Source organism: Nocardia sp. NRRL S-836, from assembly GCF_001279525.1.
Lineage (GTDB): Bacteria > Actinomycetota > Actinomycetes > Mycobacteriales > Pseudonocardiaceae > Lentzea.
The window spans coordinates 1-25,308 of record NZ_LGDY01000148.1 but is presented as its reverse complement, the minus strand read 5'-3'; the positions used below and the strand labels follow the sequence as shown (position 1 = coordinate 25,308).

The 25,308-nt window shown below is 72.1% G+C and carries 27 protein-coding genes and 1 pseudogene; 11 read left to right on the top strand and 17 right to left on the bottom strand.

Going from position 1 to position 25,308, the window contains the following annotated elements:
* The 4 genes and pseudogenes from ADL03_RS40355 to ADL03_RS40340 form a co-directional block, all read left to right on the top strand.
* Positions 1-1,641: pseudogene (locus tag ADL03_RS40355) on the top strand (hypothetical protein); the annotation flags it as partial.
* A gap of 10 nt (positions 1,642-1,651) precedes the next feature.
* Complete coding sequence (locus ADL03_RS40350) at positions 1,652-2,320, top strand: hypothetical protein (protein ID WP_157529702.1); 669 nt, start codon at positions 1,652-1,654, stop codon at positions 2,318-2,320.
* On the top strand, positions 2,317-3,180 hold the full coding sequence (locus tag ADL03_RS40345; protein ID WP_053738929.1) for a hypothetical protein: 864 nt from the start codon (positions 2,317-2,319) through the stop codon (positions 3,178-3,180). The genes ADL03_RS40350 and ADL03_RS40345 overlap by 4 nt, the downstream gene beginning before the upstream one ends.
* A gap of 9 nt (positions 3,181-3,189) precedes the next feature.
* Entirely contained in the window at positions 3,190-4,044 is an 855-nt protein-coding gene (locus ADL03_RS40340) for an immunity 49 family protein (protein ID WP_053738928.1), read from the top strand.
* 216 nt (positions 4,045-4,260) lie between these two features.
* Here the strand turns inward: ADL03_RS40340 and ADL03_RS40335 are convergent, their stop codons facing one another.
* Positions 4,261-5,487, bottom strand: coding sequence for a multidrug effflux MFS transporter (locus ADL03_RS40335; protein ID WP_053738927.1), 1,227 nt, complete (start codon positions 5,485-5,487; stop codon positions 4,261-4,263).
* A gap of 54 nt (positions 5,488-5,541) precedes the next feature.
* Between ADL03_RS40335 and ADL03_RS40330 the strand changes: the two genes are divergently transcribed.
* Together ADL03_RS40330 and ADL03_RS50340 are read left to right on the top strand one after the other, a co-directional pair.
* Positions 5,542-6,009, top strand: a complete 468-nt coding sequence (locus ADL03_RS40330; protein ID WP_053738926.1) for a MarR family winged helix-turn-helix transcriptional regulator — start codon at positions 5,542-5,544, stop codon at positions 6,007-6,009.
* A 330-nt stretch (positions 6,010-6,339) separates the two neighbouring features.
* Positions 6,340-6,468, top strand: a complete 129-nt coding sequence (locus tag ADL03_RS50340) for a hypothetical protein (RefSeq protein ID WP_255353454.1) — start codon at positions 6,340-6,342, stop codon at positions 6,466-6,468.
* Positions 6,469-6,597: 129 nt separating this feature from the next.
* Here the strand turns inward: ADL03_RS50340 and ADL03_RS40325 are convergent, their stop codons facing one another.
* Positions 6,598-7,080: a MarR family winged helix-turn-helix transcriptional regulator gene (locus ADL03_RS40325; RefSeq protein WP_053738925.1), complete on the bottom strand. Its 483-nt coding sequence runs from the start codon at positions 7,078-7,080 to the stop codon at positions 6,598-6,600.
* 186 nt (positions 7,081-7,266) lie between these two features.
* Here ADL03_RS40325 and ADL03_RS40320 point away from each other — a divergent pair, with 186 nt between their 5' ends.
* Positions 7,267-8,043 (top strand): GAF and ANTAR domain-containing protein, encoded by a 777-nt coding sequence (locus tag ADL03_RS40320; RefSeq protein ID WP_053738924.1) that lies wholly within the window; start codon positions 7,267-7,269, stop codon positions 8,041-8,043.
* Positions 8,044-8,057: 14 nt separating this feature from the next.
* Here the strand turns inward: ADL03_RS40320 and ADL03_RS40315 are convergent, their stop codons facing one another.
* The 5 genes from ADL03_RS40315 to ADL03_RS40295 all read right to left on the bottom strand — a co-directional run bounded on the left by ADL03_RS40315 (position 8,058) and on the right by ADL03_RS40295 (position 11,962).
* Positions 8,058-9,314: an FAD-dependent monooxygenase gene (locus tag ADL03_RS40315; RefSeq protein ID WP_053738923.1), complete on the bottom strand. Its 1,257-nt coding sequence runs from the start codon at positions 9,312-9,314 to the stop codon at positions 8,058-8,060.
* 117 nt (positions 9,315-9,431) lie between these two features.
* Positions 9,432-10,274, bottom strand: coding sequence for an aminoglycoside phosphotransferase family protein (locus ADL03_RS40310; RefSeq protein ID WP_053738922.1), 843 nt, complete (start codon positions 10,272-10,274; stop codon positions 9,432-9,434).
* Between the two features lie 143 nt (positions 10,275-10,417).
* Positions 10,418-10,798 carry an NAD(P)-binding protein gene (locus ADL03_RS40305; RefSeq protein ID WP_053738921.1) on the bottom strand — a complete coding sequence of 127 codons (381 nt, stop codon included), beginning with the start codon at positions 10,796-10,798 and terminating at the stop codon, positions 10,418-10,420.
* Positions 10,798-11,100 (bottom strand): DUF3099 domain-containing protein, encoded by a 303-nt coding sequence (locus ADL03_RS40300; RefSeq protein WP_053738920.1) that lies wholly within the window; start codon positions 11,098-11,100, stop codon positions 10,798-10,800. Before ADL03_RS40300 ends, ADL03_RS40305 begins: the two co-directional genes overlap by 1 nt.
* Positions 11,101-11,185: 85 nt before the next feature.
* Positions 11,186-11,962 (bottom strand): hypothetical protein, encoded by a 777-nt coding sequence (locus ADL03_RS40295; protein ID WP_053738919.1) that lies wholly within the window; start codon positions 11,960-11,962, stop codon positions 11,186-11,188.
* A gap of 140 nt (positions 11,963-12,102) precedes the next feature.
* Here ADL03_RS40295 and ADL03_RS40290 point away from each other — a divergent pair, with 140 nt between their 5' ends.
* The 4 genes from ADL03_RS40290 to ADL03_RS40275 all read left to right on the top strand — a co-directional run bounded on the left by ADL03_RS40290 (position 12,103) and on the right by ADL03_RS40275 (position 18,695).
* Complete coding sequence (locus ADL03_RS40290) at positions 12,103-13,413, top strand: TIGR01777 family oxidoreductase (protein WP_053738918.1); 1,311 nt, start codon at positions 12,103-12,105, stop codon at positions 13,411-13,413.
* 46 nt (positions 13,414-13,459) lie between these two features.
* Entirely contained in the window at positions 13,460-14,074 is a 615-nt protein-coding gene (locus ADL03_RS40285) for an acetoacetate decarboxylase family protein (protein WP_053738917.1), read from the top strand.
* 192 nt (positions 14,075-14,266) lie between these two features.
* Positions 14,267-18,472 carry a SpoIIE family protein phosphatase gene (locus ADL03_RS40280; RefSeq protein WP_082373919.1) on the top strand — a complete coding sequence of 1,402 codons (4,206 nt, stop codon included), beginning with the start codon at positions 14,267-14,269 and terminating at the stop codon, positions 18,470-18,472.
* On the top strand, positions 18,402-18,695 hold the full coding sequence (locus ADL03_RS40275; protein WP_053738916.1) for an STAS domain-containing protein: 294 nt from the start codon (positions 18,402-18,404) through the stop codon (positions 18,693-18,695). Before ADL03_RS40280 ends, ADL03_RS40275 begins: the two co-directional genes overlap by 71 nt.
* A gap of 109 nt (positions 18,696-18,804) precedes the next feature.
* On the opposite strand, the gene ADL03_RS40270 is transcribed toward ADL03_RS40275, so the two are convergent.
* The 10 genes from ADL03_RS40270 to ADL03_RS40240 all read right to left on the bottom strand — a co-directional run.
* Positions 18,805-19,011 carry a hypothetical protein gene (locus ADL03_RS40270; RefSeq protein ID WP_053738915.1) on the bottom strand — a complete coding sequence of 69 codons (207 nt, stop codon included), beginning with the start codon at positions 19,009-19,011 and terminating at the stop codon, positions 18,805-18,807.
* Positions 19,012-19,099: 88 nt separating this feature from the next.
* Entirely contained in the window at positions 19,100-19,258 is a 159-nt protein-coding gene (locus tag ADL03_RS47755; RefSeq protein WP_157529701.1) for an RGCVC family protein, read from the bottom strand.
* A gap of 94 nt (positions 19,259-19,352) precedes the next feature.
* Positions 19,353-19,514, bottom strand: coding sequence for a hypothetical protein (locus ADL03_RS47750; RefSeq protein ID WP_157529700.1), 162 nt, complete (start codon positions 19,512-19,514; stop codon positions 19,353-19,355).
* A gap of 255 nt (positions 19,515-19,769) precedes the next feature.
* Positions 19,770-20,639 carry a transglutaminase family protein gene (locus ADL03_RS40265; RefSeq protein ID WP_197289090.1) on the bottom strand — a complete coding sequence of 290 codons (870 nt, stop codon included), beginning with the start codon at positions 20,637-20,639 and terminating at the stop codon, positions 19,770-19,772.
* Positions 20,636-20,791 carry a DUF6307 family protein gene (locus ADL03_RS49075; protein WP_197289089.1) on the bottom strand — a complete coding sequence of 52 codons (156 nt, stop codon included), beginning with the start codon at positions 20,789-20,791 and terminating at the stop codon, positions 20,636-20,638. Before ADL03_RS49075 ends, ADL03_RS40265 begins: the two co-directional genes overlap by 4 nt.
* Positions 20,788-21,321 (bottom strand): DUF5994 family protein, encoded by a 534-nt coding sequence (locus tag ADL03_RS40260; RefSeq protein ID WP_197289088.1) that lies wholly within the window; start codon positions 21,319-21,321, stop codon positions 20,788-20,790. Before ADL03_RS40260 ends, ADL03_RS49075 begins: the two co-directional genes overlap by 4 nt.
* Before the next feature lie 155 nt (positions 21,322-21,476).
* The gene (locus tag ADL03_RS40255) at positions 21,477-22,895 is read right to left on the bottom strand and encodes a pyridoxal-dependent decarboxylase (protein ID WP_053738914.1); all 1,419 of its coding nucleotides are present in this window, start codon (positions 22,893-22,895) and stop codon (positions 21,477-21,479) included.
* Positions 22,888-24,087, bottom strand: coding sequence for an ATP-grasp domain-containing protein (locus ADL03_RS40250; RefSeq protein ID WP_053738913.1), 1,200 nt, complete (start codon positions 24,085-24,087; stop codon positions 22,888-22,890). The genes ADL03_RS40255 and ADL03_RS40250 overlap by 8 nt, the downstream gene beginning before the upstream one ends.
* A 71-nt stretch (positions 24,088-24,158) precedes the next feature.
* Positions 24,159-24,680 carry a hypothetical protein gene (locus ADL03_RS49070; protein ID WP_053738912.1) on the bottom strand — a complete coding sequence of 174 codons (522 nt, stop codon included), beginning with the start codon at positions 24,678-24,680 and terminating at the stop codon, positions 24,159-24,161.
* A 348-nt stretch (positions 24,681-25,028) separates the two neighbouring features.
* On the bottom strand, positions 25,029-25,308 hold a 280-nt coding region (locus ADL03_RS40240), incomplete at its 5' end, for a fasciclin domain-containing protein (RefSeq protein WP_197289087.1).

Genomic DNA, 25,308 nt, shown 5'->3' with positions numbered 1-25,308 from the left:
GACGGCACCCGTCCGGAAGCGTCCCGCCCTCGCATGGACTCCCCCGGCGGCCACCCCAGCGGCCCGACCAGGCCGGACTCACCCACACCGCACAACCGCCCAGACCCGTCCCGTCCGGACCCGAACCGCCCCGACGGCGCCCGTCCACGCGGCGACAGCCCCACCACGCACCCCGGCCAACGCCCCGACGCACCCGGCCAGCCCCACAACCGCCCCGACGGCACCCGCCCCGACTCCTCGCGCCCGGACGGCACGCGCCCCGAAGGCGCGCGCCCAGGCGCCACCCATCCAGACGGCACTCGTCCCGATGGAACCCGTCCCGACGGCTTACGTCCCGACGGCACCAAGCCCGACGGTCCCGGCCACGGCCCCGACAGCCACGGCCCCGACGGACCGCACCGCGACCCCGACGCCCCAAGCCACCACGACCCGGACAGTCACCCGGACAGCGACACCCCGAACTCCCACGCCGACGAGCCACGCCCCGACCCGGCCACCGCCCACGAACGCCACGCCGAAACGACGCCTGCCGGTGTGTCGCACCACGGCGGCGACCCCGACATGGGCGACCTGCCCCACCGGGTGCCGAACGACCCGAGGTTCTTCACGGCCGACGTGCACATCACGCCGGACGGAAGGGCCCGCATCGGCGGCCACGACTACACGCCCGCCGAGTACGCGGACATGCTCCGCCGCGCCGGCTACGACGGCAGCAGGCCCGTCCGCCTGATCGGCTGCGACGCCGGAAGCAACGACTTCGCCCAGCAACTGTCCCGCCACCTCGACGCACCGGTCGTGGCACCCACCAAACCCGCCTGGACCGACAGCAACGGCCGGGTCTTCACCAGCGACCCGGAAATCAGGCCCGACGGCACCCGTGCACCCAAGATCCCGCCCAACGGCGAATGGGAAACCCACCACCCGGACGGCTCAAGGACCAAGGCCGGCGACGACGGTTACGCACCCGGCAGCCAGAAGGACACCGACGGCGCCGACGCCCGTGACCGCGGCGAGGACACGCCGAAGGACGACGCCGACACGCCCAAGGACGACAAGCCGCAGACTCCGAAGAACGACCCCGACTGGAACAAGTCGAACCCCGAAGACCGGGCGCGCATCCAGGCGCAGGTCGACGAGATCCGCGAACAGGTGCGCGAGAGGTTCGACCGGTACTCGCGTGACGCGTGGGACGAGGTCGACAGCCGGTGGGACGACGAGCTCAAGGACAGGTACAAGCGGCCCATCGAGGAGAAGGGCCTGCCGGAGGAGATGTTCAAGGGCTCCGAAACGCACAAGCGGTTCGAGAGTCAGGTCAAGCGGGACATGCAAGAGCTCATCGATCCCGACTCCGGGTACCGGATCCGTGTCGAGAGGTCCTGGGACGAGGACGGTTTGGAAGTGCGGCACGGCGCGAAGGACTCGGTGCGTCCGGACCTCATCCTGGAACGGCAGTTCCGAGACGAGGCGGGTGAGCTCCAGTGGGAGACCGCGCACGTGTGGGACCTGAAGACCGGTCAGGACGTCATCAGCAACTCGTGGGCGAACCGGGTCAACGAACGACTCGACCCGGTGAAGACCCCGGAAACGATCAACCATCAGCTTGCTGACCAGGGCAAACTGCCCCCGGTTCACTCTCGCTAAAGTGGGGCGCATGAAACTCGTCGAGCGGTGGCACGAACTCGCGAAGGAGCTGGCCCCGTCGCTACCGGGCCGGTGGAGCTTGCGCGGCCGGGGCGAGCTGACGGCATTGGTCCAGGAGCCGTGGGACTGGGCTGTGCGGTGGATCGGCTTCGACCGGAGCTCATACTCCGAAGAGGGCTGGTTCATGGCGGCCGTCGAACCGCTCGTGCTCGACAGGTTCCGCTGGGCTTTGTCGTACGGGATGCGTATGGATGAGGTGCGAGGCGGCCCACTCAGCGTCGACCTCCGGTCGGACGACGCCGGCCAAGTGCTCCACGACTTCGCCCACAACGCGGCACTCCCGGTGTTCGACAAGTGGACCATCGAGAAGTTCGCCGACGCGGCTGACAGATCGATGCAACGGCCTGTCGAACAGCGGCGTCAGCCGTACTACTGGCTGATGGCGCCGGGATACCGCGTCGTGCTCGACACCGGCTCGCCGGAAGAACCGCTGCGGCAAATCATCGACTACATCAATGAGGGCGGGAAGTTCGCCAAGGCACTGCCGTTCTACGAAGAGTTGCTGAAGCGCTGGCAGTCCGGCGGACGCGACGAAGCGCTCAAATTCCTCGAGTTCGACCGCGACCGCAAGATCGAAGAAGCGGGCCTCACCCACCTGATCGACGGAGGCACGGCATGACCGCCCCATCCGCGCTGATCGAGGTCGTGCGGCAGCAGCTGCCGTCGCTGGCGCCGGAAGCCTCCTTCGACGCCGAACGCGGCGAGGTGCTCGTGCCGGTACCGGAAGGCCGCGCCCGCATCTCGATCGACACGCTCGCGAAGACCGCCGCGACGACGCCCGCGGAGCAATGGCCGGACCTCGTCACGAGGTGGCTGGCCACGCTCAAGTCCGACCTCGCCGCCGCCGAGGCAGGCGGCACCACCTCCGCAGACCAGTTGCGTGTGCAGATCAAGCCGCACGCGGACACCCCGCCCGACGAGGTGCTGGTGCTGCCGTACGACGACCAGTTCGACGTCGCGGTCGTCGTCGACCACGAGACCCGCGTCTCGGCACTCACCTACGCACAGATAGCCGCCCTCGGCCTGACGGTGGACGAGATCGGCCGCCGGGCGGTCAAACAGACGATCACCAACGAGCTGACGAACCTCGACGTCCGCGACCACACACTGCCCAACGGTGTGGTCGTGCGCGTCGTCGCGCAGGACGGCAACCCGTACGTCAGTGCGATCCTGATGTCGCTCGATCGTTTCACGGCGGGCGACGCGCCTCACGGCGTCCTCGTCGCCGTTCCCCAGTACAGCGCGGTGGTCCTCCACGAGGTCACCTCGCAGGACGCCGTCGACTTCCTGGTCCCGTTCAGTCGCATCGCGAAGTCCATGCGGGACGACGCACGCGACCCGTTCGACACCGGCCTCTACTGGTGGGCGAACGGGGTGTTCCACCGCGTCGAGATCGAGGAGACGGGCGAGGACACCGCGCGCGCCCATCTGCCAAGCGCGCTGCGAGACCTCGTCGAAGCCCTTCCGGACGGCAGCTGAGTGGTTACCGTGCCGCGTCACCCGACCGACGCCGAGTGGGCCGAGGAGCAGCTGGAGTACTACTCCGAGGTCGTGCCGCAGGGTGCCGCGAGCGTCGAGCAGTCGACCGAGCGCCTGAGCGTCCTGCACCAGAGCGCGCTCGACCGGCTCGGCTACGCCACCGTGCTCGATCCGACGGCGGAGAACCTGACGACCTGGGACGCGGCGGTGCAGGCGATGCAGGTCGCCACTGGCATTTACGCCGCAGCGGGTGCGACCGAGGGCACCGTCGAGTGGCTGATCGGCGAGCGAACGGTGCACGTCCCCGCGACGGGACCGGTGCACTACGCGAACTTCAAGAGGTGGCTCGACGCCTTCTGGCTCGCGGCGATCGTCCGTGACAAGAAGTGCATCGACCTGCTCGCCGCGCTGCCGTTGGAAATCATCAAGGAGTCGGGCAACCAGTACGAGGAACTCGACGCCCTGTGGGCCCGCTCCCTGCAGATGTTCACGACGAGCGAGCCCGGCATGTCCGAGGTGTTCGCCGAAGCGATGGCCGCCACCGACCCGGAACGCCTGACGGTCAGCACGCCGGACTACGCGCTGCGCCTGGTCTTTCCGGCGATGAAGACGTTCCTCAACCTGACGCGGAGCGACCACGAACGCGAGTTCAACGAGGCACTCGCGCAAGCGTTGGAACAGCACAAGGCCTACTGGACCCAGAACAGCAAGCTCGCGGACGACCCGCGCGGACTCGTCGCGCTGGCCCCGCTCGGACTCGCCTGCATCGCCAAGGACGCCGGACTGTCCGTGGACGTCGAGTCGGAGTACCTGCCCAAGCACCTGCTGCTCGGCTCGTGGGTCGGCGAGTACCGGACTTCATGACCGCGCCGCGCGCATGAAGCTCGTCGAGCGCTGGCACGAACTCGCGAGTGAACTGGCCCCGTCACTGCCGGGCCGGTGGATCGGCTTTGGCTGGAGCTCGACCGCGGCGGCAAGATCGAAGAAGCAGGCCTCGCCCAACCCCGGTAGAACCCCCACGCCCCGGCCACCGTCGGACCGGGGACGCGAGAACAACCGGTCCGATGTGGAGCGACCGGCTCACGAACGCACGGTGCGGAGCCTCTCCTCCGGCAGACCGGCCTCCACGTCGCGCGAGGAGCCGACCAACACCCTGCAGGCGCCCGCCGCGATGGCCGCGAGCACGGCGATGGTGATCGCCATCGGCAGCGCTGAGTGGCCTTCGCCCGCGCTCACCAGCGGGGAGACGGCCGCGCCGAGGCCGAACTGGGCGGCGCCGAGGACCGCCGAGCCGGTTCCCGCCGCCTCCGGCACGGAGCCGAGGGCGAGGGCCGTGGCCGGTCCGAGGACGAAACCCAGTGACGCGACCGCGAAGAAGATCGGCACGGACAGCCACACCGGGGCGATCGGCAGGAGGGCGAGGACGAGCAGGACCGCGGCGGCGGTGAGCAGCCAGGTGACGCCGGTGGCGAGGACTCGGCGCGGGTTGCCCCGGCGCAGCAGCCGGGCGGCGACGGCGCTGCTCGCGATCAGGCCGAGCGCGTTGAGGCCGAACAGCAGGCCGTAGCTGACGGCGCTCATCCCGATGACCACCTGGTACAGGAACGGCGAGGCCGAGATGTAGGCCATCAGGACGGCGAACGAGAAGACGAACGTGGCCGTGGCGGTGAGGAAGGCGCGGCGGCCGAGGACGCGGAAACCGCCGCCGCGTGCGGCGTTTCGCAGTTCGCGCGGGTGGCTTTCCCGCACGACCGCCGCCGAGCCGGCGAGCATCGCGACCGCGAGGCCGACGAGCACGAAGAGCACGCCGCGCCACTGGATGCCGTCGATCAGCAGGCTGCCCAGCAGGGGTGCGACCACCGGGGCGACGCCGCTGACGGTCATCATCAGGCTGAACGCGCGTGCGGCGGTGCGGCCGCTGGCAAGGTCGGCGATCACAGCCCGGCCGATGACCATGCCCGCGGCCGCGCTGAGGCCCTGGAACAGCCTGGCGACGAGCAGGACCGCGATCGTCGGTGCGGTCGCGGCGAGCACGCTGGCGAGGACGAACACCGCCGAGCCGGCCAGCAGCGGTCCGCGGCGGCCCCACCGGTCGGAGACCGGGCCGAACACGAGCTGGCCCGCGGCGAGACCGAGCAGGAACATCGTGAGGGTGAGCTGGATGGCGGTGTCGCTCGTCGCCAGGTCGGCGGCCATGCGCGGAAACGCGGGCAGGTAGAGGTCGATGCCGAACGGCGCGACGCTCGCCAGCAGGGCGAGCACGAGCAAGAGCGGGGTGGGAACGGCGCCGCGTGCGGAGGCCTCCACGCGATCTCCTATCGTTTGATAGCTATCAGTCGACAGCAAAGCTATCATGGGCCCGTGGACGGAGACGAGCAGTCGCGGTTGTTCGAGCTCGCCGACCTGATCGCGGCGGTCGGACGGCAGATCCACGCCTCCAAGGAGGTGCTGCACCGGGAGCCGATGACGGCGGTGGAGATCACGGCGATGAGGTTCATCGACCGCAACCCCGGCACGTCGGCCCGCACGGCGGCCGAGGCCACCCAGCAGATCTCCAGCAACTTCAGCAGGGCGTTGCGCAGTCTGGAGAAGAAGGGCCTGGTGCACCGCGAGGCGGACGCCGAGGACGCCCGCCGGGTCCGCCTCTACCCCACCGCCCGCGCCCAGGAGAACCTCCGGCAGCTGAGCACGATCTGGAGCGACCTGCTCGACGGCGTCGTCTCCGACCAGGACGAGGTCGAGTGCATGATCTCGGCGTTGCGCCGCATCGAGACGAAGCTCGCCGAGAAGGCCCGCGCGCGGCTCACGCAGGGCGGCGAGGACGAGTAGGTCCTCGCACGGTGCCGCGCCCCCACCGTCCACGATGGACAGCCACCACCGCGCACCGGCGCCCACACGCCCCGGCACGACCACGCCGAGGACGAGCTTCGCCGCGCAGCAGACCTCGTGACGCGGGTAGCGTGCGGCCGGTGACACCGGGTGCGCTGCCGCTGGGCCCGCCGCGCGAGGAGCGGGCGGACGCCGCGCGCAACCGCGCCCACCTGATCGGCGTCGCCCGGCAGCTGGTGGCGGAGCTGGGCCCGGAGAAGGTCACCGTGGACGCGCTGGCCGAGCGGGCTGGCCGAGGCCTGCCCGGACGTCGCCACCGGCACGCTGGCGTTGCAGCTGGTCGCGGCGCTCGAAGGACCGGTGCTGCTCTACCCGCAGAGCGCCGAAACAGCGCCGGGCTCCGTGCTGGACGACCTGGGCACCGGCTGGCAGGTGCTGGTCGAGCGGCTTTGCGGCTGAACCGGCGTTCGTTCCGACCACCGGCGTGACGGGGCGACCGTCCTCCGAGCCGGGCAACTCCCCGAGCGCTTCGTGCGGAACATCGGGGGAACGATGAAACACCGGATGGCGTGGCTGATCGGCCTGGGGTCACTCGTCCTGGTCGTGCTGGGGGTCGTCGCCCGCGGGCGGTAGGCCGCGCAGCACGCCGGTCACCGCGCCCAGGAAGTCGCGCACCACGCGCTGGTCGCGCTCGTCGAGACCGCGGCTGATCGCGTCGATCGCCTGGATGGTGGGCAGCAACGCCCTCATGGTGGCCTGGTGGGCGGATTCGGTGGTGGTCACGACGATCCGGCGGCGGTCGTTGCTGCTGCGGACGCGCTCCACGTGCCCGGCGCGTTCCAGCCGGTCGAGCAGCACGGTCACCGACGCGGCGCGGATGCCCAGCGAGTCCGCCAGCTCGGCCGGTCCCATCGGGCCGTGTTGTTCCAAAAGGGACAGTGCGGCCATGTCGGTGCCGTTGACGCCCAGCTCCCGCGACTTGCGCGCCGACAGCTCCCGCGCCGCGTTGACCAGCGACCGCACCGCCACCGTGGGCTGCGCGAGCTCGGGCATCTCGCGGTCGTCCGCCACGCGTGCTCACCTCATCCAGGAACAACGGTTCCGGAATGATACGGCGGCCGCCTTCAGCGCCCCGTCCGTCCAGCACTCGGGACGCGCCAGCCGGGTGGTCGATCAACACGTGGTACAAACGGCGCTACCATCGCGCCTTGGCCGATCACAGCCATCACCCGTGATGCCAAGGAGAAAGCGACCACCATGGACAGACCCGCACCGCAGCACGCCGGCGACGAACGGCTGATCATCGGCCGTCCCGACGCGGTGGAACGGCTGGACGAGGCCACCACCGCGCTGGAGGCGTTGCGCGAGGTGTTCGCGCTCGCCGAGCCGCTGGCCGAGGTCCTCCAGCGCGTGGCGGACAGCGCGGTCCAGGCGTTCCACGACGCCGACGGGGTCACGATCACTGTGGTGGGTGATGACGGCGTCCGCACCGAGGCGGCGACCGACGCGGGGCTCACCGAGGTCGACGAGGTGCAGTACGCCGCCGAGCGGGGTCCCTGCCTGCAGGCCGTGCACGCGCGGGCGGCCGTCCGCGCGGTGGTGGGCGAGCACGAGGAGACGTGGCCGGAGTTCGAGGCCGCGGCGCACCTGCTCGGCATCCGCGCCTACCTGGCCGTGCCGATGCTGGTGACGAGCACCGACGGCGACCGGCTGCTCGGGTCCCTGAACGTCTACAGCGGCACGGCGGAGGCGTTCGACCCGTTCGACGAGAGCGTGATGCGGTTGTTCACCACCGCCGCGGGCGCCGCGATCACCAACGCCCAGCTGTGGCAGGAGACCCGCACCAGGGTCACGCAGCTGGAGACCGCGCTGTTCTCCCGCGCGGAGATCGACCAGGCCAAGGGCGTGCTGATGGCGCTGCACGGGTGCACCGCCGACGAGGCGTTCGCCATGCTGGTGCAACGCTCCCAGGTCGAGAACGTGAAGCTCCGCGAGGTCGTGCAGACCATGCTCGCCTCGTTCAGGAAGCTCTGACCGGACGACGGTCCTCAGTCACGCACCGGCGTCTCGCCGCGCAGGACGTCCGACGGCGCCATCACGCTCTTGGCGCTGAGGGAACCGAAGTACGTGGCGAGCGGCCGCACGGCGGCGACCAGGCGCAGCAGCGGGGCGGGGCGGTCGAGGCCGCGCCGGATGCGTTCGGCGCTGCCGCGTTCGATGCGCACCTGGCGTTCCTGCTCTGCCTGCACCGGTGGCCTGCGGCGGGCCTCCACCTCCGCGCAGGCCGCGTCGAGCTCGGCGTCCGGCCCTCCGTCGAGCAGCACGCGGGCGACCTGGTTGGCGGTCTCCGCGGCGTCGCAGATGGCGAAGTTGATGCCGTTGCCACCGACCGGTGAGACCACGTGCGCCGCGTCACCGATCAGCAGCACGCCCGGCCGGTACCACTGGTCGACCTTCGTGATGCGGACCGGCAGCAGGCTGAACTCGCCGGGATCGTCGACGGCGTCGAGCCGGTCACCGAGCCAGGGCAGGCATTGCTGTAACGCCGCGACGACCGGACCCGGTCCGCGCGACCGGATGCGCGGGAACGACCCGGCCTCGATGGTGACGCCGACCTGCCAGCGGTCGACCTGGTTCAGCACGGCGATCGTGCCGAGGCGGTGCCCGAAGAGCTGCAACCCGGACAGCTCCGGGTCGCCGTCGCGGCGCGGGAACTCCCGCCACAGCAGGTCGAGGCTCGCGTTCAGCTCGGTGGTCCGCGCACCGGCGAGCACGCGCACCTTCGAGTTGCGGCCGTCGGCGGCGACCACGAGACGGGTCCGCAGCTCGTGCCGTCCGTCGGCGTCGACGTACTGGACGCCGCACACGCGACCCGTGTCGTCACGCAGCAACTGGCTCACCCTGGCCCGCATGCGCACCTCGAAGCCGGGGTGCGCGCCGGCGAGCTCGACCATGTGCGGCAGGAACAACGCCTGCGGGATCAGCGCGTAGTAAGGGTATTTGGCGCTTGTCCGGTCGTAGCGGGCGATCGTGTACGTCTTCTTCGGCGTGTGCCAGTCGAAGCTGCGCGCCTTCGTGTGCGGGATCTCGTCCAGCAACCGGTCGGCCAGCCCGAGCTCGTCGAGGTAGTCGAGCACGGCCGGGGCGAGCGTGTCACCGCGGAACCGCCGGTTGAAGTCCCGTTTCGCCTCCAGCAGCACGACCCGCAGACCGGCACGGGCGAGCAGGTAGGCGAGCACGACGCCGGCCGGGCCACCACCGGCGACCACGCAGTCGGCCTCGGCGGATTCGCGTTGTCCGGCCATCGAAATCTCCCGTGGATCGGCTATCACAAACCTAGTCAGCCCCTCGGGGTCCTGCATGACAGTCGCAGATCGCTTCCCGGGCAGGGAAAGGCGGGTGCGGAAAACTCCCGCGGGCCGTCAGGCGTTGCTCGCCGACGTGGTCGCCTCCAGCCACGGGACGATCGCGGCGACGAAGCCGTCGGGACTGGTCATGGGGCGGCCGTTCATGGTGGCGACCAGGTGGCCGACGCCGAACAGCGCGTCCCACGTGCGGGCGCGGTGGTAGGTGTCGGCGGAGACGGCGCGGCGGACGTTGTCCCAGCCGTGCCAGGCCATCTGGGCGGCGTCGATGGCCGGGTCGGCGGGCATGGCCATGTCCCAGTCGAGGACGCCGAACAGCGTGCCGTCCGGCGCCCAGTGCACGTTGGAACCGCCGAGGTCACCGTGCACCAGGGCATCGGGCACGGACTCAAGGGCCAGCACGGCGTCCAGGCGGCGCTGTCCCTCCGCCTGCCAGCGGGCGGGCAGCCGGGGAAGGATCTCCTCGGCGATGACCGCCGGCCACGACGGCCCCAGCGCCCTACCGTCCAGCGCGGCCATCAGCGCGCCGGTCAGCGGCACGGACCGCACGGCTTCCAGCACCTCGGCCACCTGCGCCGGATCACCGACACCGGCGGGCAGCGCAACACCGTCGACCCACGACACGGCCACGGCGGCCCGGTCGCCGAACGTGGTCACGGGCGTGAGCGGCTCGGGCACCCGGAACGGCAGGCCGGCGGAAGCCAGCTGCCGCAACACCTCCACCCTGCGGGGCATCGACGCGGCGGCAAGCGGCCGCTTGCTGACCCGGACGGCGGCGACACCGGGGATCAGCAGCACGTCGTGGATGTTGCCGTCGGCCGCGACGACCGCGGCGTCCAGCCGTTCGCCGGGCAGCAGCGCGGAGGCGATCTCCAGCAGGTCCGGGTCAGGCTTGATCATGTCGGGAACCTACCGCTGCCGCGCCGCGGTCGACGTCGGCCGGGTGGCGTCGGTGTGGGGTGACGACCCACCGCTGCGGGCGCTGCCGGTCCGGCGACGGTGGCAGCCGGGGAAGTTCCACATCGCCGCCGTCGCGACGGCTCTCAGGCAGACGCCGACCGCACGAACACCTCGTCCGCGCCCAGCCTGCTGAACAGGTCCTGGTTGGCCGAGTCACGGACCGCGGCGACGACGATCGCGGTCCGGTTGAGGCTGCGGGTGGCCAGAACGATCTGCAGCCCGTCGAGGTCGTCGGGAACGGCGACGACCACCCGTCCCGCGAACTGCACCCCCGCCTGCCGCAGCGCGCAGACGTCCCGCCCGTCACCGCGGGTGGCCCGCGCGCCGTTGGCCAGCGCACCGGTCAGCGCGACCGCGTCCGGGTCGAGCACGACGACCTCGGAGTGGTCCGGGCGCAACGGCAGGTGCCGCAACACGTCCAGCGCCGCGTCGCCGTACCCCACGACCACCGTGAGACCGATCATCACGCGTCCCGGTCGCGGGCCGGGAGCGACCGCCGGGACGGCCGCAGCCGCTGGGGCGTCTCCGCCTTGCGCGGCGGCCGGTCGTTCGCGATGAGCACCGCCATCCACGGCAGCGGGACCGACAGCAGGATCAGGCCGAGCGCCAGCCACCAGATGTGGGCGAACAGCACGGCCAGCACGACACACGGGATGCGCAGGCTCATCATCAGCGCGTACCGGCGCCGGCGGGCCGTCAGCTGTTCCTCGTAGGAGGGGGCGGCCGAGGTGATCAGCACGGGGTGTTCGCGTCGTTGCGAGTTCACAACCGGACCTCCGTTCTCCTGGTTGGTTCGTCGCGGAGGCCAGTCAGGTTCGTGTCTGCTGCGTCACGTGGAGCTGCGCGGAACATCAAGCGGGCACAGGGCGGCGCACCCGGAACCACGCGGTCGCCGCGCCCACGAGCACCAGCGCCACGGCCGCGACGACCGCCGGCGCGGGCTGGCCGGCGTCGGCGGCGGCGATCACCACGGCGACGATCGCCCAGGCGACCGCGAGCCCGTAGGACAGCAGACCGGAGGTGCGCCACAGCAACGCCACCGCGGTCGCCGTCGCACCGGCCAGGACCGCGACCTGGCCCGCCACCCCGGCGGTGCCGTCGATCGGCGCGCCGCTCTCCGTGAGGGCGGTGGTGAGGTTCACCCAGATCGCCACGCTGCTCCAGCCGGTGTAGACGCCCAGCACCGACCACAGCAGCACCCGCGGCACGCGTTGCCACCGCCCGATCTCGGCGCGGTGTGCGAGCGCGATCCGCAACGCCCGGAGCAACCCGGCGAGCATGACGACGAACACGGCCACCGTCGACCACACCGGTTCCACCTCCGCGGCGACGAGCCACGCGGTGAACCCCGCGAACACCACCGCCAGCGGCCGGGCCAGCCGGTCGCGCAGCTCGTGGCCGGGCGCACGGGTGACGAGCGCCCAGACGGCGTAGGCCAGGCACAGCGCCTCGACCAGCCCCCAGATCGAGAACGCGTACCCGGCGGGCACGATCGGCGGCTCACCGGCGCGGTCGGCCGTGCGGAACGCCCCGCCACCGAGCGCCGTGACGACGACCGGGCTCACGACCTGTCCCAGCGCCAGCACGACGAGCAGCCAGCCGCTACGCGACTTCGTGGTCGACAGCACGACTTCCTCCCGCCTCGGCGAATCCCGACCTCCATGGTGGTGGGCCGGTGGGCGGCCCGCACAACAGCCGCCGTCAACGTGGCCGTGCGGGGATTGCACCCGTCATGCGGAGCCTGGATGGCGCGCCTAGCGTTGGTGGCATGTCGTTGATCTATTCGAGCGTTGTCGACGCACCGCTCGATGAGGTGTTCGCGTGGCACGAACGCCCTGGCGCCATCCACCGGCTGTCCCCGCCGTGGCAGCCGATGAGCGTCGTGCGCGAGGCGAGCACCCTCGACGGCGGCCGCGCGGTGCTGGGACTGCCGCTCGGCCTGCGGTGGGGCGCCCGGCACACCGAGTACGCGCCACCGCACCGGTTCGTCGACGAGCTCGACTCGGCGCCGTTGAGCTGGGCGGTGAGGTGGCGGCACAGCCACGAGTTCCGCGCGGAGGGTGAGCGGACGCTGATGACCGACCGCGTGGACACGCCGGTTCCCGGGGTGCTGCTGCGGTCGATGTTCGCCTACCGGCACCGGCAGCTCGCCGCCGACCTCGCCGCGCAGCGGGCCGCACGGCTGGCGGGCGACCGGCCGCTGACGGTGGCGCTGACCGGCAGCGGTGGCCTGGTCGGACGCGCGCTCGGGCCGTTCCTGACCACCGCGGGGCACCGGGTGGTCCGCCTGGTGCGGCGTGCCGCCACGGGTCCGGACGAACGCACGTGGCACCCGGACCGGCCCGCGCCCGACCTGCTGGCCGGGGTGGACGCCGTGGTGCACCTGGCCGGCGCGTCGATCGCCGGGCGGTTCACCGAGTCCCACCGCACCGCGATCCGCGAGTCCCGGATCGGGCCCACGCGCGCGCTCGCCGGCCTGGCCGCGGCGTCCGGGGTGCCGGTGTTCGTCAGCGCGTCGGCGATCGGCATCTACGGCGCGGACCGCGGCGACGAGGAGCTCACCGAGGAAAGCGAACGCGGAGAGGGCTTCCTGGCCGACGTGGTCGCCGACTGGGAGGCCGCCACCGAGGTCGCGGGCGTGCGCGTGGTGACCGTGCGCACCGGTCTGGTGCAGTCACCGGCCGGTGGCACGCTGCGGATCTTCCACCCGCTGTTCGCCGCCGGGCTGGGCGGGCGGCTCGGCGACGGGCGGATGTGGCAGTCCTGGATCGGCATCGACGACCTCGTGGACGTCTACCACCGGGCGCTCTACGACACCTCGCTGTCGGGACCGGTCAACGCCGTCGCACCGCAAGCCGTGCGCAACAGCGAGTACACCCGTGTGCTCGCACGGGTGCTGCGCCGACCGGCGCTGCTGCCGGTGCCGTCGTTCGGACCGCGGGTCCTGCTCGGCGAGCAGGGCGCCCGCGAGCTGGCGGAGGCGAGCCAGCTGGTGCGCCCGGCCGTGCTCACCAAGGCAGGGCACGCGTTCCGCTACCCCGACCTCGAACCGGCACTGCGCCACCTGCTGGGGCGGTGAGCGATGTCCGAGGAACCGTCGGCGGTCACGGCACCCGGTGTGACCGATGCCCGCTGACTTCCCCCCGGAACCGTGGGACCTGCGCGGCCGCGGCTGGCTCACGGTGTGGGTGGCGCCGCGTTCGGCGTTCTCCCCGCACTCGCCGGGCGTGGTGCCGCTGTCGGTGTTCGGGCAGGTGCTGGTGGTGTCCGCGTTCGTCGACTACCGCCCGCCCGGCCTGCTCTCCTACCACGAGCTGATGGCGGCCGTGGTGGTGCGGCACGGCATCCGGGTCGGACTGTCCATCACGGACATCTGGGTCGACGACACGCGGTCACAGCGGGGTGCGCGGGCGATGTGGGGCATCCCCAAGGAGCTGGCCGACTTCACCCTGTCCGCCGGCCCGCTCGCCGCAACCGCGCGCACCGGCACGGTCCCGATCGCCGCTGCCGACGAGCACCCGCTGCGCGCACCGGGGCTACCGGTCCGGATCACGACGTCGGTGTGGCAGTCGTTGCGCGGCAACGCCCAGCGCACCCGGCTGGGCACCGCCGCCCGCGTCCGCCCGACCCGGCTGCGTTGGCGGATCCCCCAGGACGGCAGGCTCGGCCGCCTCACCGCCGCCAGGCCGCTGCTGCACCTCGCGGTGACGAACCTGCGGATGCGGTTCGGGTCGCCCTGACCCCCACCGCACCTCCGCGTCCGGGGTCGCCGGGCACTCGACGGGCGGTGACTGCCACGCTCGCGGCACCGGTGCGGTTCGCCGGCTGCGGGTGTCGCGGCACACACCGGCCACCTCTGGTTGTGCAGCCTCCGCCGGCGTTCGGCACCCTGGACAGGTCAACTGTCGAGGTGTGTGGCGAAGGGACGGTCGGTGACCCGCTCTGACGACATCGGCGAGAGACACGACCGGTCCGCGTTCATCGACGTCTTCGCCGAGGACCCGGAGATCGGCCGCCACCTCGCCGCGGTGGACTGGGCCGCCACCCCGCTCGGCCCGCCCGCCGGGTGGCCGCAGAGCCTGCAGACCGCGGTGAGCATCCTGCTGTCGTCCCGGTTCTCGATGTGGCTGGCGTGGGGCCCGGAGCTGACGTTCTTCTGCAACGACGCCTACCGGCTCACCACGCTGGGGCGCAAGTACCCGTGGGCGCTGGGGCGACCGGCAGCCGAGGTGTGGGCGGAGATCTGGGCGGACGTCGGGCCCAGGGTGGACAGCGTGCTCACCACCGGGCGCGCCACCTGGGACGAGGCCCTGCTGCTGTTCCTGGAGCGGTCCGGCTACACCGAGGAGAGCTACCACACCTTCTCCTACAGCCCGCTGCGCGACGAGCGCGGTGCCGTGGCGGGGATGTTGTGCGTGGTCAGCGAGGAGACCGACCGCGTCATCGGCGAACGGCGGATGGCGACGCTGCGCGACCTCGGCTCGGACCCCAGCGTCGCGCGCGAGGAGCAGGAGGTGCTGGCGTTCGCGTGCGCGCAGCTCGAACGCAACCAGCGCGACCTGCCGTTCACGCTGACCTACCTCTTCGAGGACGGCCACGCACGGCTGGCCGGTGCCACCGGCATCGCACCGGGTCACCCGGCCGCTCCCGCACGCCTCTCGCCGGAGGACCCGGAGGTGGTGTGGCCGGTGGCGGCGGCGCAGCGCGGCGAGTCGGTCGTGGCCGGGCTCGACGGGCTCACCGGGCTGCCCAGCGGCGGCTGGCCGGCGCCGCCCGCCCACGCGCTGGTGGTGCCGTTGCAACGGCCCGGTGGCGCGCCGCACGGGTTCCTGGTGGCCGGCCTCAACCGGTACCGCAACCTCGACGACCCCTACCGCGGGTTCGTCGAGCTGGTCGCGGGCCACGTCGCCGCGGGCATCGCGGGCGCCCGCGACTTCCGGGCCCAGCAGCGGCGGGCGGAGGAGCTGGCCGAGCTCGACCGGGCCAAGACCGCGTTCTTCTCCAACATCAGCCACGAGTTCCGCACGCCGCTCACGTTGATCATGGGTCCGGTGCAGGACCTGCGCGACCGGCTCGCCGCGACCGACCCGCAGGCCGGTCAGGAGCTGGAGGCCATCCACCGCAACGGCCTGCGGCTGGGCAAGCTGGTCAACACCCTGCTGGACTTCTCCCGGCTGGAAGCGGGCCGCATGCAGGCGCAGTTCCAGCCGGTCGACCTCGCGGCGGTCACCGCGGAGCTCGCGAGCGTCTTCCGCTCCGCGGTGGAGAAGGCCGGCCTGCGCTTCGAGATCGACTGCTCCCCGTTGCCGCAGCCGGTGCACGTGGACCTCGGCCTGTGGGAGAAGGTCGTGCTGAACCTGCTGAGCAACGCGCTCAAGTTCACCGTGCACGGCTCGGTCGGCGTCTCCGTGCGCGCCGGTGCCGGCACCGCGGTCGTGACGGTCAGCGACACCGGTGTCGGGGTGCCGCAGCACGAGATCCCCCGCCTGTTCGAGCGCTTCCACCGCATCGAGAACACCTGGTCGCGCTCCAAGGAGGGCAGCGGCATCGGCCTCGCGCTGGTGCAGGAGCTCGTCGGCCTGCACGGCGGCACCATCCACGCCGAGAGCGTGGAGGGGAAGGGCACCAGCTTCACGGTCGAGCTGCCGTTCGGCACGCACCACCTGCCCGCCGGGGCCGTGTCGCACGAGGCCGGCGTCCCCGCGGTGTCCGACATCGCCGCCCCCTACGTGCAGGAGGCGCTGCGCTGGCTGCCCGACCCCGGCCTGACCGTCGAGGACCTGGTGCCCAGCACGGCCGCCGGAGCCGCCCCCGAGATCCCCGCGACCGTGCTGGTCGCCGACGACAACGCGGACATGCGGGAGTACCTGACCCGGCTGCTGCACCGCGCGGGCTACGAGGTCCGCGCGGTCAACGACGGTCAGATGGCGCTGGAGTCCGCCCGTGCCCGCCCGCCGGACCTGGTGGTCAGCGACGTGATGATGCCGCGCATGGACGGTCTGTCGCTGGTCGCGGCCCTGCGCGCCGACCAGCGCACGATGGCGGTGCCGGTACTGCTGCTGTCCGCGCGCGCCGGGCAGGAGGCCTCCGGTGAGGGGCTGCGGGCCGGTGCGGACGACTACCTGGTGAAGCCCTTCGCCGCGGCCGACCTGCTGGCACGGGTGCGGGCCAACGTGGACCTCGCCCGGCTGCGCGGCCGGCACGCGCGCTGGCGGGACGCGTTGATCGACTCGTTGCAGGAGGCGTTCTTCGTCTGCGACGACGACGGCACGGTCGTGGAGGTCAACGCCGCGTTCACCGACATCCTCGGCTACGGGCCGGAGGGCCTGCCCTACCCCGCGCCGCACCCGTGGTGGCCGGTCGATCCCGAGCAGCGCACGGAGTTCGCCGAGGCGTTCGAGCAGCGGTCGGGACGTGACCAGCGCGCCCTCACCGTCCCGGTCACCCACCGCGACGGCGGGATGCTGTGGGTCAGCGCCCTCATGAACCCCGCCCGCGACCCGGACAGCGGCCGCACCATGACGGTGGGCACCTTCCGCGACGTCACCGCCGAGCACCACGCCCGCAGGCGCGAGGCCGCGCTCGCGGAGATGAGCGTGCGGCTGTCGCGGGCGACCAGCACCTCCGACGCCCTGGCCGGTGCGCTCGACCAGCTGGAAGGGCTGTGGCGCACCGAGCACGTCCTGGCCGTGGTCTTCCACCGGCACCAACCACCGCAGGTCACCGGTTCCGCCGGTCTGGCCTGGCCGGACCTGCCGGAGCAGCAGCGCGAGACGCTGACCTCGTTGCGCAACCACCCGGCGCTGAACGCCGTCGTCCTCGACGACGGCAGCGCCGCGGTCACCGTCGAGCACCCGGACGGGCCGATGGTCGTCTGGCTGCGCGTCGACGAGCGGCACCGGTTCACCGAGCAGGACGAGCTGCTGCTGTCGTCGCTGGCCGGTCACCTCACGCAGGGCCTGTCCCGCGCGCGCCAGATCGACCAGCAGCGGGAGACCGCGCTGGCGTTGCAACGGGCGATCCTCGGCCCGGCGAACCTGCCCGGCGGCTTCGCGGTGCGCTACGAACCGGCCGCGCGACCGCTGGAGGTCGGCGGCGACTGGTACGACACGTTCCCGTTGCCCGACGAGCGCATCGCCATCGTCGTCGGCGACTGCGTCGGCCGCGGCCTCACCGCCGCCGCCGTGATGGGCCAGCTGCGCAGCGCCTGCCGTGCCCTGCTGCTGCAGGAGATCGGCCCCGCCCGCGCGCTCATGGCACTCGACCACTTCGCCGCCGGGGTGCCGGGAGCCCTGTGCACCACGGTGTTCTGCGGCGTGCTCGACCCGGCGACCGGCCGGCTCCTCTACTCCAGCGCCGGCCACCCGCCCGCGATCCTGGCGCTGCTCGACGGCACCACGCGCCTGCTCGAAGACGGGCGTTCCATCCCGCTCGCGGTCAAACCGGGCATCGAGCGGACCGAGGCCGAATGCACGCTGCCGCCGCGTTCCACGCTGCTCACATACACCGACGGCCTCGTCGAACGCCGCCGCACCTCGCTGACCGAGGGCATCGACAGGGCCGCGCATACCGTTCAGCGCGGCCGGGCGAACGGCCTGGAGGACCTGGCCGGTCAGATCATGACCACGCTCGCGCCCACCGGTGGCTACGAGGACGACGTCGCCCTGCTGCTGTACCGCCACCCGGCGCCGCTGGACCTGACGTTCCGCGCCGAACCGGGTGAGCTGCACGGCGCCCGCAGCGCGCTGCGCACGTGGCTGGGCCAATGCGGCTTGTCGGCGACGCTGGCGCAGGGCGTGCTGCTGGCCGTCGGCGAGGCGTGTGCCAACGCCGTCGAGCACGCCTATCGTGACGTGACCCGTCAACACGTCCGCGTGCGCGCGGAGTCGGCCGGCGGCACCGGCCTGCTCGTGACCGTGGCCGACACCGGCACCTGGAAGACCCCGACCACCGACCCGGCCGCACGGCGCGGCCGCGGCACGACGATCATGCGGACGATGATGGACGAGGTCGCCATCGTCCCCGACCAATCCGGCACCACCGTGACGATGCAGGTGATGATTCCCGATGACGACGCCGCTGACGCTGACCACGACCACCGACCGGCAGGGCAGGCCGGTGGTCAAAGCAGTGGGTGAGATCGACCTGAGCAACACCGAAGCGTTCGCCGCCGCGCTCGCGGGCACCACCGGACCGGTCGTCATCGACCTCACCGAGGTGCACTACATCGACAGCGCCGGGATGAGCGTGCTGTTCACGCACGCCGAGCGGACGGAGCTGATCTCCTCGCCGCTGCTCAGGCCGATCCTGGAGATGTCCGGTCTCACGTCAATGGCGACCGTTCGGCGCGCGGAGGAGTGAGGACCGGATGGTTCCGCGTCCGCGGGGCAGGTCTTCTGCCTGCCGGCGGGTCCGGCGGAACCTGAGGTTCGTGGGGGCGTGGCAACCCCTGATCCGTGCCGGTGGAAGCTCAGGCCGCGTTCACGGCGTGCTCCGGCGCGAAGGCCGGCTCGCGGAACAGGCCGGTGTACGCGCGCTGCCGCGCCGGCGGCTCAGAGCCGTTCCGCGCGCTGGGGAGGTCGGTGTCCGGGTGGCTGAAGAGCCCGTCCGGCACGAACTCGGTCGCCGGTCGCGGTGCGACGCGCGGGTCGAACTGGGTGATTACCTGGTGGTGCATGGATTTCCGGCTTTCTTTGACTCTCGTACGTGCGCAACGTGTTTGCGCACAGGGGAATTCCGGCGGGCGGCGAACGCCGCCGAGCCGGCTAGCGGCAGATGCAGCCGCGGGGCAGTGCGGACGCCGTGGTGGCGTTGCAGTACCGCACGCCCAGCGGGTCGTGGTCCTGCAACGGGTGCGGGCACACGGCGCAGGACGCGTCCGGGAGGACCTGGACGTCGACGGTGAGTGACTCGGACGTGGGCATGCGACTACTCCGATGAGCTGGGGGTGGAACAAGGCTGGGGTGGAACAAGAAGGTGAACGGGTGCCGCCGATCCGGGTGGACCAGCGCGAACGGGTCAGCGGGTCCGGCCGGTCCGGGGGACGAGCACGGGCACCCTGATCGCCGGGTCGGTCGACAACGGCCGCCAGCCGCCGGCGAAGTCCGGGTTGCGCGTCAGTCGATGACCGCGTGATGTGGTCAACGCTGTGGTGGTGGTGCAGAGCTGCTCCGAGTTCATCTCGGCGCTCCCGCCTCCAGCCGAACCGGCCGGGCTTGCTGATGCGCCCAAGGCGGCATCAGCTTGAACGCTGCTGCACGACGTGCCCTCGGTGACCCTCATGCTACCCGGTCCGGCCTCACAGCGCGGCAGGCGGGGTGTGACCCGCACCTCGCACCGGTGCTCAGCGCCGAGTCGGCGCCCGTTGCCGGCGCGGTGTCCAAGCACTCCGCCGGTCTCAGCCGCCAGGCCGGTCTCAGGCTCCACGCCGGAGCGTCAGCGCCAGGCCGGAGCGTGGTCCTCTTCCGCCTGCACGACCATCGACTCCAGCAGCGGACCGCCGTACGTCGTGACCATGGCGACGTCGGCGGCGTCGCGGCCCCTGCCGATGACGACGCGACCCTTGCGGGGCTGGTCGTTGCGCGGGTCGAAGGTCCACCACCGGTCACCCAGCCAGACCTCCATCCACGCGGCGAAGTCCATCGGCGCGCCGTCGGGCGGCACGTCGAGGTCCGGCAGGTAGCCGGACACGTACCGGGCGGGGATGTTGAGCGCGCGGCAGAACGAGATCGCGAGGTGCGTGAAGTCGCGGCAGACGCCCGAACCCGCCGCGTTGACGTCCGCGGCGGTGGACGGCGCGGTGGAGGTGCCGTGGCCGAAGCTCAGCGACTCGTGGACGTGCCGGCAGACCTCCCTGACCCGGCCGTAGCCGGGCGGGTGGGCGCCGAACCTCGACCACGCCTCGGCGCCCATGACGTCGGACGCGCAGTACCGGCTGGACAGGGTGTAGAGCAGGACGTCGTCGGGGAGGCTGTCGGGCAGCGTCTCCGGCACGTCCTCGTCCACGTCCTCGGTGCGGTCCGGCACGTCCACCCACGCGCTGTAGTGCACTGTGGACAGACCGGGCGGCAGCACGAGGCGGGACGTCCGGTTGCCGTACAGGTCCTGGGTGTGCCGCAGCGGAACATCCGGTTCCACCCGCAGACTCTCCTGGCTCAGGCGCACGTCGGCGCTCCAGCGCGGCCGCACCAGGAGCACCGCCGGCGTGGGAACCTCGGCGCGGTGGGTGAACGCGCAGCCGACGCGGAGCAGCCGGGTGCCCCACGTCAGCGGCGGCACACCCGTGCCGTGGTGGCGTGCGGTCAACGCACCCGCTCAGGAATGTGGTCCAGGGCATGCAGCACGTGCACGGCGAGGTCACGCGTGACCTTCCCACCGAGCTCGGTCCGTTCGGACAGGACCTCTTCCACCATCTTCAGCCTGCGCTCGTACATGGAGGTGTGAGCCGCTGTGGTCATCGAGCTCCTTGCGTCGTCTGCTCGGGCAGGCAGCTGCTGCCTACCTCAAGTTCGTCCAATGTGGACGTCGTGGTTCCGTCACCGCGAAGCAGCGCCTCGACCGTGTCGGTGTTGTCGCGCTGGGCGGCGCACATCATGGTGTGGTGGGCCGCGTCGGAAGCGGTGTCCGGCGGCACCAGCAGCAGGGTGAGGCGGCGCCGGTCCGACGCGATGACGTCGAGGGTGTGCTCCGGCCTGGTCCAGTACCCGCTGAGCCGGACCTTGACGCCGTCGACCGCGATCTGGCGCGGCGCCGTGTCCCACTCGGTCAGGTTGTAGCTCACCCGCGGGATCCCACCCAGCCGAACTGCCAGCACCGCGAGCAGCGCGGGCAGTTCGGCGGCGAGGTCCCGGGACCGCGGCCACCACGCACCGTCGACATACCCCGTGGTGAGCGCCTTCGGACGCAACCGCAACCGCAGTGCGGACCGAGGCTGCTCGCTGGCCGTGACAGCCGGAGGGGCCGTGGAAAGGTGAGGAGCCGACGTCATGTCGGGACTCCCGTCTCCGGCTCGAAGCGAACCGGTTCAGGTGTAGCCGAGTACGACGTGAGCTTGACCGCTCAGGTACGAGATGCCCTCGACACCTCCGACACTACACGCTTTTCCCCGTGATCGACCGGAATGCCGCCGACCGGTTCCGCCGGTCACCGCTCTGCCGCGGCACGAGCGCGGCTCGCCGTTCGCCCGGCCCGCTCGATCGCGGCGAGCACGCGGTCCAGGTCGGCCTCCGTGGTGCGCGGGTTGATCGTGCAGAGCCGCAGGGCCAGCGCACCGTCCACAGTGGTCGTCGCAACGAGCGTGTGGCCGCTTTCGTTGATCTCGCGGCAGATGGCGGCCTGCACGTCGTCGCCCCCGGCGCGGTGGCGCAGGCACACGATGCCGAGGCTTGGTCCCGTGACGAGGTCGAGGTCCGGACTGTCCGCGACGCGCCGGGCGACGTGCTCGGCGTGGTCGAGGCCGCGGTCGATCGCCGCGCGGAACGCCGCCACCCCGAACCCCTTGAGCGACAACCACAGCTTCAGCGCGCGGGCCTCGGTCGTGAACTGCACGCCGTGGTCGGACAGGTTCGTCTCGGCGCCGGCGGGACGGGAGATGGCCAGGTAGTCGCCGTGGGCGCGGAACCGGTCGATGGTGAAGGCGCGGCGCAACACCTCGGGGTCGCGCACCAGCACACAGCCGATCTCGTAGGGCTGGAAGAGCCACTTGTGCGGATCGATGACGACAGAGTCGGCGGCCGCGAGGCCGCGCAGCACCTCCCGGCCGCGGTCGGTGAGCGCCGCGGCGGCGCCATGTGCCCCGTCCACGTGCAGCCACAGCCGCTCCTCGCGGCACAGCGCGGCCAGCCCCGGCAACGGGTCGACCGCGCCGGTCGCGGTCGTGCCCGCGTTCGCCAGCACGAGGAACGGGCGCAGGCCGGCGGCGCGGTCGGCGTGGACCTCGACACGGACGGCCCGTGGCGTCATCTCCGGCAGGATGCGCACCTGCTCCTGCCGCAACCCGAGGACGTGACACGCCCGCAGCACAGCGGGATGCGTCTGGTCCGAGCAGTAGAGCACCCCGCCGGTCGTGTCCGCTCCAAGGCGGTCGTCACGGGCGGCGGCGAGCGCGGTCAGGTTGGCCAGCGTGCCGCCGGGGGTGAACACGCCGCCCGCGCCCTCCGGCAGCCCCAGCAGCGCGGCGAGCCAGCGCGCCGTGACCAGTTCGACGGCCGCGGGCCCGGCGCCGACCGGCCACGCTCCCGGCGAGACGTTGAAGCCCGACGCCAGCAGGTCGCCGAGCACGCCGAGGAAGTTGCCCGCGCTGGGGATGAACGCGAGGCAGCCGGGGTGGCCGAGCCGCAGCGACCGCGGCAGGACCTCGCGGGCGAGGAACTCGACCAGTGCGCCGGGATCGGCCGGCTGCTCGGGTACCGGTTCGGTCAGCACGTCCCGCAGCTCGGCGGGTGTGGCGAGCGTGCGCACCGGTTGCTCGCGCAGCCCGGTGAGGTGGTCCACGACGAGGTCGACGACCTGGTACCCGAGCTCGCGCATGCGCTCCGGCGGCAGGTCGAGCTGCTCAGACATCCTCGATCACCACGGCCTGCCGCACGGCCCGGACCCACCGGCGTGCCTGCTCGGTGAGCTGCGGGGTGGCGTGCACGGACGCCGCCGGGCCGGGCAGCTGCAGCAACGCGAGCTCCTCCCCCGGCTGAACGGGATCGCCGGGGTGCGCGTGCGCCCACAGCAACGCCTCACCGGGCCGCAACGCCGTGAGGTCGCCGTCGCCGCACCGGCGCATCCCGCCGTTCTCCCACCGGTGCACACCCGCCGTGACACCTGACCGCACCACACCGGCCCGTTCGGCGGTCACGACGAGCTGGCTGAGCTCCAGGCAGGGGGCGCGGACCTCCTCGACCCCGATGGACGGCAACAGCGCGGCCAGCACGTGCGTGCCGAGGGTGGGCAGCAGTCCCGCCGCGCGTTCCTGCGCCTGCACCAGCGACACCACGGTCTGGAACCGCGGGTTGATCTCGACCGCCAGCACCGCCCCGTCCGGCGTGACCAGCAGGTCGAGTCCGAACGCACCGAGGAGGCCCAGCCGGGCCAGCTCGTCCCCGACCGCGGCGCAGACCTCGCGGCAGCGCGCCGCCGCACCGGCCGGCAGGTCATCGTCGGCGATGAGCTGGTTGCCGCAGTGCGCACCCCAGTACGGCGTGAGCTCCGGAATCCCGACCAGCTGGTGGGACAACGCCGACACCACCGTGCCCTGGCGCGTCACGCACCCGCTCACCGTCACCGGCAAACCGTCCACATAGGACGAGATCCGGAGTGTCTCGCCGCCCCACTCCCGCACCGCTTCGGCGAGCTGGCCGGGTGTGGTGGCCAGCCGGGTGCCCTTGCCGGTGAGGTTGTTCTGCCGCCGTTGCACGACGAGCGGAACCGTTGCCCCGGCGGGAAGCTCACCGGCCACCACCCACGTGCGGGGCGTGTCCGCTCCGGCTCGCGCGAACAACCCGAGTGAGCTGATCTTGTCGGCCGCGGTCGTCACCGCCGTGGCGTCCGCGGCGAGCAGCCGCAGGCCGGACTCGGCCGCCCAGACGTGTGCCCCGGGGCCGTCCTCCGGCGCGAAGGTCACCGCGAAGCCTTGTGGCGCGGGCGGATTCACCGGCAGCGCGGCGCCGGACTCGCGCCGGTGGTCGCGGTGGGCGAAGCGCAGCCACGGGATCACCGGCGCGGCAACGGCGCCGAGGAAGGGCGACCGGTCCTGCCACGTCAACTCGGGAGCGTGTCTGCGTAACAGCCGCACGCCCTCGTCGACAGGAACACCGCTGAGGGTGAGCACCGCGGTCAGAACACGGTGAACGTGCCGTGCGAGGACTGGTGCGTGATCCCTTCCTCGGTCAGGCAGTTCGCCAGGTCCGCCGTCGGAGCGACCTGCACGGCCTGCGCGCGCCGCCCGGCGAACTCGCCGTCCGTGATGGCGCCGGTCTTCGTGACCACGTCGACGCCCGGCGCGGAGGTCACGGTGACGGCGTAGGTGAACGTGCTGGTGTTCCCGTCCGCCCAGGTGATCTCGCGGGTCTCCGCGGCGGCGCCGACCGGCTCGACGCACCCGGCGCTCCGGTCGACCACGAACTCGCTGGACCCATCCGCACCGGCGGCTCCGGTGCACGAGGTGTACTCGTCGCGCACGGTCGTGCGCACCGGCCGCGGCATCAGCACGACACCGGGCGAGAACGTCCAGTCCGAGGACGTCGTGCACACCATGGCGGTGGGCACGTCCGCGTGGGCCGGAACGCCCTGCGCGGCAAGCGGAACGAGTGCGGCTGCGACGCCGAGCACGCGGCGGGACTTCGCGGTGGGGACCACTGGTTTCACATCCGGATCAGGTGGGGAGCCGAAACAGCGGCCGAAGCGTAATGATCATCGGCCGCTCGCCGGAAGGGCCGTCACCCGATCGGGTCGGCGGCGCGACCGGAGTGCCCTGTGCGCCCCGGTCTTCGCGGACCGGGGCGCACAGGAACGTGTGGCGCTGTCCCGAACCAGCTGAACCGCATCCGGCGGAACCACACCCCCAACATCCGCGCGAGCGGGCGTGCCGGATCGGCAGAACCACGTGATCCACCCGATCGAGTGGCGCCGCCGCTGCGTCCACATCGGACATGACGAACTCCGGGAGCAGGGGCGCTGCTCCCGGAGTCGTCGGTGTCGTGCGGGTCAGGCAGGCATGAGCACCGTGTCGATGAGGTAGACGGTGGCGTTGGCGGTGTGCACGCCGCCGCAGATCACGTTGGCGTCGTTGGCCTTGAGCGTGTTGCCCGAGCCGGTGACCTTCACGGTGCCGGTCTGCACGGTCTTCTGGTCGCCGGCGATTTTGTCCGGGGAGATCTGGCCGGGAACCACGTGGTAGGTCAGGATCTTCGTCAGCAGGGCGTCGTCGGTCTTGAGCTTCTCGATGGTGGCCGGGTCGATCTTGGCGAACGCCGAGTCGACCGGG

Bases quoted from the DNA above. Each gene is read 5' to 3' on its own strand.
- ADL03_RS40320 (WP_053738924.1), top strand. From the start codon at position 7,267: ATGGACAGACCCGCACCGCAGCACGCCGGCGACGAACGGCTGATCATC.
- ADL03_RS40255 (WP_053738914.1), bottom strand. From the start codon at position 22,895: ATGTCTGAGCAGCTCGACCTGCCGCCGGAGCGCATGCGCGAGCTCGGG.
- ADL03_RS47750 (WP_157529700.1), bottom strand. From the start codon at position 19,514: ATGAACTCGGAGCAGCTCTGCACCACCACCACAGCGTTGACCACATCA.
- ADL03_RS40260 (WP_197289088.1), bottom strand. From the start codon at position 21,321: ATGACGTCGGCTCCTCACCTTTCCACGGCCCCTCCGGCTGTCACGGCC.
- ADL03_RS40310 (WP_053738922.1), bottom strand. From the start codon at position 10,274: ATGATCAAGCCTGACCCGGACCTGCTGGAGATCGCCTCCGCGCTGCTG.
- ADL03_RS40270 (WP_053738915.1), bottom strand. From the start codon at position 19,011: ATGCACCACCAGGTAATCACCCAGTTCGACCCGCGCGTCGCACCGCGA.
- ADL03_RS40290 (WP_053738918.1), top strand. From the start codon at position 12,103: ATGTCGTTGATCTATTCGAGCGTTGTCGACGCACCGCTCGATGAGGTG.
- ADL03_RS49075 (WP_197289089.1), bottom strand. From the start codon at position 20,791: ATGACCACAGCGGCTCACACCTCCATGTACGAGCGCAGGCTGAAGATG.
- ADL03_RS40285 (WP_053738917.1), top strand. From the start codon at position 13,460: ATGCCCGCTGACTTCCCCCCGGAACCGTGGGACCTGCGCGGCCGCGGC.
- ADL03_RS40350 (WP_157529702.1), top strand. From the start codon at position 1,652: ATGAAACTCGTCGAGCGGTGGCACGAACTCGCGAAGGAGCTGGCCCCG.
- ADL03_RS40305 (WP_053738921.1), bottom strand. From the start codon at position 10,798: ATGATCGGTCTCACGGTGGTCGTGGGGTACGGCGACGCGGCGCTGGAC.
- ADL03_RS40275 (WP_053738916.1), top strand. From the start codon at position 18,402: ATGACGACGCCGCTGACGCTGACCACGACCACCGACCGGCAGGGCAGG.
- ADL03_RS40345 (WP_053738929.1), top strand. From the start codon at position 2,317: ATGACCGCCCCATCCGCGCTGATCGAGGTCGTGCGGCAGCAGCTGCCG.
- ADL03_RS47755 (WP_157529701.1), bottom strand. From the start codon at position 19,258: ATGCCCACGTCCGAGTCACTCACCGTCGACGTCCAGGTCCTCCCGGAC.
- ADL03_RS40315 (WP_053738923.1), bottom strand. From the start codon at position 9,314: ATGGCCGGACAACGCGAATCCGCCGAGGCCGACTGCGTGGTCGCCGGT.